Here is a 6,424-nt window from a genome sequence, read left to right on the forward strand (position 1 = left end):
GCGCGCCATGCTGCCCTGCATCGAGGATCACCTCGCCGCGGGTGGACGCCTGCACCAGGTGACGCGGCACATGCTGGGCCTCTTCGCCGGGTGTCCGGGTGCGCGGCGCTGGCGGCAGATCCTCTCCGACGGCGCGACGCGACCCGGGGCCGGCCCGGACCTCGTGGAGGCTGCGCTCGCCGCGGTCGCGCCCGCGCAGGAGGCCCTCCGCGCCTGAGCGAGCCCCTCGATCAGGCCTGCGGAACGGAGCCGCGTGCGGGTGTCCCGGCGCGGCGGATTGCGTGATGCCGCCCGGGGCGGCGGGGCCACGCCGCGCGCGTCCCGCCCTGGCGCCCCTGCGGCCGGACACGGCGCGCGCCGTCCGTCGACGCCGGACAGGCTTTCGCGATGCCCGTCTCAGGTGCGACGCCGAGGGGCGGCACCGCCCCCATTGTGGCGCGCGCCGAAACCCTGTCTATCTGGCGCCGACGGACACCATGCCACGGAGGCCCCATGCCCGATCCCGTCCTGCTCGCTCAGATGTTCGCGCTCCTGCTCGCGATCGGCGCGGCGGCGGGCGTGCTCGCGGGGCTGCTCGGGGTGGGCGGCGGCATCGTGCTGGTGCCCGCGTTCTTCTACGCCTTCCAGACGCTGGGCTACGGCGGGCCGCAGCTCATGCAGGTCTGCCTCGCGACCTCGCTCGCCACGATCGTCGTGACATCGGCGCGTTCCGTGATGAGTCACAACCGCAAGGGCGCGGTGGACTGGACGATCCTGAAGGGCTGGGCGCCGGGGATCGCGGTGGGCGCGGTGCTCGGCGTGTTGCTCGCCGCGGCGCTGCGCTCGACGGTGCTGCAGGGGCTCTTCGGCGTGCTTGGCCTGGCGATCGGGTTCTACCTCGGCCTCGGCAAGGCGCACTGGCGCCTCGCGCCGGAGATGCCGCGCGGGGTGCGGCGCGCGGTCTATGCGCCGGGGGTCGGGTTCCTCTCGGTGCTGATGGGGATCGGCGGCGGCAGCTTCGGCGTGCCGCTGATGACGCTGCACGGGGTCGCCGTGCACCGCGCGGTGGCCACGGCGGCAGGCTTCGGGATGCTGATCGCGGTGCCGGGCGTGGCGGGCTTCCTGCTGGTGGCGGTGGATCCGGCGCATCGGCCGCCCTTCACGATCGGCGCGGTGAACCTGCCGGCCTTCGCCGTGGTGATCGCCATGACGCTCCTGACCGCGCCGCTCGGCGTGCGGATCGCGCATGCGATGAACCCGACGCCGCTGCGCCGCGTCTTCGCGGTCTTCCTGCTGCTCGTGGCAGGCAACATGCTGCGCAAGGCGCTCGGATGGTGACGGGGGACTACGCGGCGCGCGGCTGGGCGCGGCTCCCCTTCGACGCAACGCTTTTGTCCTGGGCGCGGGCGGCGCGGCCCGCGGCGCGCGCGGCGCTCGCCGATCCGGCGCTCCGCGCGCGCTGGCTCGACTGCGAGGGGACGTGGTTCGTGGGTGTCGACGCGCTGGCGAACGACGCCGCGGGCCGGGTGGCGGGCGGCCCGGCGCTGCCCGAGGGCCTGCGCGCGGCGGTCGAGGCGGTGCACGGCCCCCTCCCGCCGCTTCACCGCGCCCAGCTCTCGACGGTCTTTCCGGGCTACCCGAAGCCCCGCGCCGGCGAGAGCACCGCCGCGTCCCGCTACCGCGCGACGCGCGACGCCGCGCATGTCGACGGCCTCCTGCCCGAGGGGCCGGAGCGCCGCCGCCACCTGCGCGAGCCGCACCGCTGGATCCTCGGTCTGCCGCTGACCGACGCCGACCCGGAGGCCGCGCCGCTCGTCGTCTGGGAGGGCAGCCACGCCATCATGCGAGAAGCCTTCGCGCAGGCACTCGCCGGGATCGCGCCGCAGGACTGGGGCGCGGTGGACCTGACCGAGGCCTATCACGCGGCCCGTCGCACGGCCTTCGAGACCTGCCGCCGCGTCCCCCTGCCGGCCGCGCCGGGCGACGCCGTGCTGGTCCACCGCCTGGCCCTGCACGGTGTCGCGCCCTGGGGCGCGGGCGCGAAGGCGGCGCCGGAGGGACGCTGCATCGCCTATTTCCGGCCCCTCTGCGCCGACCCCGGGGACTGGCTCGCCGCGCCGTGAGGCGCGGGCAAGGGCCTTGCAAGGCGCTTTCAAGCGCCGTGGCACGCACGAACCGCGGCCGCTGCGCGCTATCCCTCGCGCCGCGCGCGGGTGCGGGCGCGGCCGCCCCGGCGCTGGCGGAGCTGCGGCGCACGCGCCGGCAGCTCCTCCATCACGGCGCGCCGCGCCTCGGACGACATCTTCGACCAGGCGGTGATCTCGTCGATCGTGCGCAGGCAGCCGGTGCAGAGGCGCGTCTCCGGGTGGATCACGCAGACCTGCACGCAGGGGCTTTCCGCCTCGTCACGTGTCCAGACATCATCCGCCATGCGCCCCCGCCTCAGTCGTTTTCGCCGGCCTGCGCCGCGATCCGCTGCATGCGGTCCAGCGCGCCCTGCAGGATATAGGATGCCGCGACGTGGTCGATCACCTCTCCGCGACGTTTTCGGCTCGTATCCGCCTCGAGCAGCGCGCGTTCGGCGGCGACGGTCGAGAGGCGCTCGTCCCAGAAGCCGAGGGGCCGCGGCGCGCGGCCGTCGAGATTGCGCGCGAAGGCGCGGGTGGACTGCGCGCGCGGCCCCTCGGTGCCGTCCATGTTGCGCGGCAGTCCGAGAATCAGCCCGACGATCGCGCGGTCGGCGAGCAGCCCGTCGAGCTCCGCCGCGTCGACGGTGAACTTGCGCCGCCGGATCGTGGCGAGCGGCGTGGCGACCGTGCGCAACCCGTCCGAGACCGCGACGCCGATGGTCTTCGTCCCGAGGTCGAGCCCCGCGACGGCGCCGACGCGAGGCAGGGCCGACGCGAATCGCTCGATCTGCTCGAAGATCACCCGCCGATCCCGGCGCTTTCCGCAGCCTCGCGGATGCGATCGAGCGCGGTCTCGTCGCCGGAGAACTTCGAGAGCGCCTCGTCCCGGATCGCCGCCGCGCGCTCCGTCTCGCCGAGAACGCCGAGCGCGTTGATGAGCCGGGCCCATTCGGACGCGGTGCCGCCGTCCTGCGCGAGGCGCTGCGCGAGGCTGTCGACCATCCCGCGAACCATCGCGGTGCGCTCCTCCTCGCTCATGTTCTCGGCCTCGGCCATCTGTTCGGCCGTGGGGCCGTCGCCGGGTGCGGCGTTGTCCGGCTCGGGCAACTCGTAATCCGTGCGCCCGGCCCGGGCGGCAAGCTCGGGCAGCTGCGCGCGCAGCGTCGCCGCCCAGGGGGCGTCGGACCGGCTCTCGCGCAGGAGGCGATCCCATGTGGTGAAGGCACGGTCGGGCCGCCCGATCTGGCGGAACATGACGCCGAGATAGTAGCGCGCGACCGGGTTGCGCGGATCGCGCTCCAGCGCGGCGGAGAGCGCGGCCTCCGCCTCGGGCGAGACGTAGCCGCCCGCGGCCATGACCAGCATCTCCGCGTAATCGGCGTAATCCTGTGCCGTCGCGCCGTCGCCGCGCAGGTCCAGCACACGCTCCTGCGCCGCGTAGGCCTCGGTGAAGTTGCCGAGCGCCGCCTCGTTCCGGGCGAGCAGCATGTGACCGCGGACATCGTCCGGGCGCTCCTCCAGAACGCTGCGCAGCCGCTCCATGAGTTCGGCATAGTCCTCGGGCGGCTCTTCGGCCGGTGGCTGCGCGGGGACGTCGGCTTCCGCCTCCGCCTGGCCCGGACGGGTCTGCCGGCGCTCCTCGGCCGCCGCGATCCGCTCGGCGAGCGCCTGATCCCGGTACCCCGGCGCGCCGAGATCCATGTAGAGCCACGTGGTCCCGCCCACGATGCCGAGCGCGACGGCGGCGGCGAGCACGGGACCCGCCCAGCGGGGTTGCGCCGTCTCGCCGCGCGCGGCGGCCTTGGCCGCGGCGTCGGCCGCAAGGATGCGGCGCGAGATTTCCGTGCGCAGCCGCTCGGCGTCCTCCTCGGAGATGACGCCGCGCATGAGGTCGCGTTCGACCTCCTTGAGCTGATCGCGGTAGACCTTGAGATCGTAGTCCGCCGCCTCCTGCGCATGCCCGCGAACGCGCAGCGCCGCGAGCCCCAAAAGAAGCGCGACCGCGACCGCGAGCGCAACCACCAGAATCCAGAACAGCATGGGCCCTCCTGCCACCCTCGCCCGGATGTGACTTAAGCGCCCGGGCGCGCCGGTGAAACCCCCAATCGCGTCGTGGCGCGTCATGTCGCAACCGATCCCGAATGCGACGTTTCGGGACGCGGGCGCAGGCCCCCCGCCGGTCCAGAAGGGGGAGCCGAGACCCGCGCCGGAAAGACGCCGCATGAAACGCTATTCCGCCTTCGCCATCGCCCGGGAAGCCCTGCGCGACCACACGGGCTGGGGCCGCGCCTGGGGCAACCCCGAGCCGCGGCGCCGCTACGACGCGATCATCGTGGGCGCGGGTGGCCACGGGCTGGCCACCGCCTATTACCTCGGCAGGAACCACGGCATCCGCAACGTGGCGATCCTGGAAAAGGGCTGGCTGGGCGGCGGCAACACCGGCCGCAACACCACGATCATCCGCTCCAACTACCTGCAGGACCCCTCTGCCGCGATCTACGAGAAGGCGCGCAGCCTCTACGAGACGCTGAGCCAGGAGCTCAACTACAACATCATGTTCAGCCCCCGCGGCGTCATGATGCTCGCGCAGACCGAACACGAGGTGCGCGGCTACCTGCGCACCGCGCAGGCCAACGCGCTGCAGGGCGTGAAGACCGAGTTCATCGGGCCGAAGCGCGTCAAGGAGCTCTGCCCGATCATCCGCCTCGAGGGGCCGCGCTACCCGGTGCTCGGCGCGCTCTGGCAGGCCCGCGCCGGCACCGCGCGGCACGACGCGGTCGCCTGGGGCTATGCGCGGGCCTGCTCCGACATGGGCATGCACGTGATCCAGAAATGCGAGGTGACGGGCATCCGCCGCGAGGGTGGACGCGTCACCGGCGTGGACACGAGCCGCGGGCGGATCGACTGCGACAAGCTGGGGCTGGTCGTCGCCGGCCATTCCGGGCGGCTGGCCGAGATGGCGGGTTTCCGCCTGCCGATCGAGAGCGTGGCGCTCCAGGCGCTGGTCAGCGAGCCCATCAAGCCGGTGATGGACGTGGTCGTGATGGCCAACACCGTGCACGGCTACCTCAGCCAGTCCGACAAGGGCGAGATGGTGATCGGCGGCGGCGCGGACGGCTTCAACAACTACACCCAGCGCGGCAGCTTCCACCACGTGGAGGAAACCGTGCGCGCGCTGGTGGAGACCTTCCCGATGCTCTCGCGGCTCAAGATGCTGCGCTGGTGGGGCGGCATCGTGGATATGACCGGCGACCGCTCTCCCATCATCTCGAAGACACCGGTGGAGGGCGTCTTCCTCAACTGCGGCTGGGGGACAGGCGGCTTCAAGGCGATTCCCGGCTCCGGCTGGGCGATGGCCGAGACGATGGCCCGCGGCGAGCCCGGCCCGCTGGCGGCCGAGTTCTCGCTGGACCGCTTCCGCGAGGGCCGCTTCATCGACGAGTCGGTGGCGGCGGGGGTGGCGCATTGATGGCCGCCGCTCCGCGCGAAAGTCTTCGAAGATTTCTGCCAAGGATTTTCGAATATCCTTGGCCCCCGGCTTCGGGAGGATCGCCATGCTCCGAATGACCTGCCCCTATTGCGGCGTCGCCGCCGAGGAGACCGAGCTCGCCCCCGGCGGCGAGGCGCATCTCGCGCGCGTGGGCCCCGAGGGCACCGACGACGCCTTCCACGCCTATCTCTTCGCGCGCGAGAACCCGCGCGGCGTGCATTTCGAGCGCTGGCGCCACGCGATGGGCTGCGGCAAGTGGTTCCACGCCGCGCGCTGCACCGTCACGCTCGAGGTCTTCGGCACCTACCCGGCGCAGACCACCGAACCGCCCGAGCACATCCGCGAGGCGATCACCGCGAAGCGCCCCGGCTGGACGTGGAGAGACCTCTCCTGATGCTTCTTCTTGGTCCAAATATCCCCGCCGGAGGCTCCCGCCCTCGCAACCCGCGCAAGGCTTCGACGACATGAGCACACGTCTCGCCACGGGCGGGCGGCTTCTGGACCGCTCCCGCCGCATCCCCTTCACCTTCAACGGCAGGCGCCTCTCGGGCCATCCCGGCGATACGCTGGCCTCGGCGCTCATGGGCTCGGGCCAGATGCTGATGGGCCGCAGCTTCAAGTATCACCGTCCCCGCGGGCCCCTGGCCAGCGGCGCGGAGGAGCCGAACGCGCTCGTGAACCTGGGCACGGGCGACCGCCACGAGCCCAACCAGCGCGCGACGACGACGGAGCTCTTCGAGGGGCTGACCGCGACCAGCCAGAACCACTGGCCGAGCCTCGATTTCGACGTGGGGCAGGTGAACGCGGCGCTGGCGCGGTTCCTGCC

The 6,424-nt window shown here is 73.0% G+C and carries 9 protein-coding genes; 6 read left to right on the top strand and 3 right to left on the bottom strand.

The features are described 5' to 3' along the window. The 3 genes from ACESL7_RS11525 to ACESL7_RS11535 form a co-directional block, all read left to right on the top strand. Positions 1-217, top strand: a 217-nt coding sequence (locus tag ACESL7_RS11525) for a tRNA-dihydrouridine synthase (protein WP_372893468.1), incomplete at its 5' end; no start/stop codon positions are given. 275 nt (positions 218-492) lie between these two features. Then, positions 493-1,317, top strand: a complete 825-nt coding sequence (locus ACESL7_RS11530; protein ID WP_372893469.1) for a sulfite exporter TauE/SafE family protein — start codon at positions 493-495, stop codon at positions 1,315-1,317. After that, complete coding sequence (locus tag ACESL7_RS11535) at positions 1,311-2,102, top strand: phytanoyl-CoA dioxygenase family protein (RefSeq protein WP_372893470.1); 792 nt, start codon at positions 1,311-1,313, stop codon at positions 2,100-2,102. Before ACESL7_RS11530 ends, ACESL7_RS11535 begins: the two co-directional genes overlap by 7 nt. 68 nt (positions 2,103-2,170) lie before the next feature. On the opposite strand, the gene ACESL7_RS11540 is transcribed toward ACESL7_RS11535, so the two are convergent. From ACESL7_RS11540 to ccmI, 3 genes are read right to left on the bottom strand one after another with little or no spacing between them, the layout of a single operon-like run. Further along, positions 2,171-2,410, bottom strand: a complete 240-nt coding sequence (locus ACESL7_RS11540; protein ID WP_372893471.1) for a DUF1289 domain-containing protein — start codon at positions 2,408-2,410, stop codon at positions 2,171-2,173. Between the two features lie 11 nt (positions 2,411-2,421). After that, entirely contained in the window at positions 2,422-2,910 is a 489-nt protein-coding gene (ruvX, locus tag ACESL7_RS11545; protein ID WP_372893472.1) for a Holliday junction resolvase RuvX, read from the bottom strand. Further along, complete coding sequence (ccmI, locus tag ACESL7_RS11550; protein WP_372893473.1) at positions 2,907-4,148, bottom strand: c-type cytochrome biogenesis protein CcmI; 1,242 nt, start codon at positions 4,146-4,148, stop codon at positions 2,907-2,909. Before ccmI ends, ruvX begins: the two co-directional genes overlap by 4 nt. 181 nt (positions 4,149-4,329) lie before the next feature. Here ccmI and ACESL7_RS11555 point away from each other — a divergent pair, with 181 nt between their 5' ends. The 3 genes from ACESL7_RS11555 to ACESL7_RS11565 all read left to right on the top strand — a co-directional run. Beyond that, complete coding sequence (locus ACESL7_RS11555; RefSeq protein WP_372893474.1) at positions 4,330-5,577, top strand: sarcosine oxidase subunit beta family protein; 1,248 nt, start codon at positions 4,330-4,332, stop codon at positions 5,575-5,577. An 85-nt stretch (positions 5,578-5,662) separates the two neighbouring features. Then, positions 5,663-5,992, top strand: coding sequence for a sarcosine oxidase subunit delta (locus ACESL7_RS11560; RefSeq protein WP_372893475.1), 330 nt, complete (start codon positions 5,663-5,665; stop codon positions 5,990-5,992). Between the two features lie 70 nt (positions 5,993-6,062). Next, positions 6,063-6,424 (top strand): 2Fe-2S iron-sulfur cluster-binding protein (locus ACESL7_RS11565; RefSeq protein ID WP_372893476.1); only part of this gene is annotated, 362 nt, incomplete at its 3' end.

It is taken from the genome of Rhodosalinus sp., from assembly GCF_041685465.1.
In the GTDB taxonomy this organism is placed as follows: domain Bacteria; phylum Pseudomonadota; class Alphaproteobacteria; order Rhodobacterales; family Rhodobacteraceae; genus Rhodosalinus.

Coding starts and splice junctions, on each gene's coding strand:
- ACESL7_RS11530 (WP_372893469.1), top strand. CDS start 493: ATGCCCGATCCCGTCCTGCTCGCTCAGATGTTCGCGCTCCTGCTCGCG.
- ACESL7_RS11535 (WP_372893470.1), top strand. CDS start 1,311: ATGGTGACGGGGGACTACGCGGCGCGCGGCTGGGCGCGGCTCCCCTTC.
- ACESL7_RS11540 (WP_372893471.1), bottom strand. CDS start 2,410: ATGGCGGATGATGTCTGGACACGTGACGAGGCGGAAAGCCCCTGCGTG.
- ccmI (WP_372893473.1), bottom strand. CDS start 4,148: ATGCTGTTCTGGATTCTGGTGGTTGCGCTCGCGGTCGCGGTCGCGCTT.
- ACESL7_RS11555 (WP_372893474.1), top strand. CDS start 4,330: ATGAAACGCTATTCCGCCTTCGCCATCGCCCGGGAAGCCCTGCGCGAC.
- ACESL7_RS11560 (WP_372893475.1), top strand. CDS start 5,663: ATGCTCCGAATGACCTGCCCCTATTGCGGCGTCGCCGCCGAGGAGACC.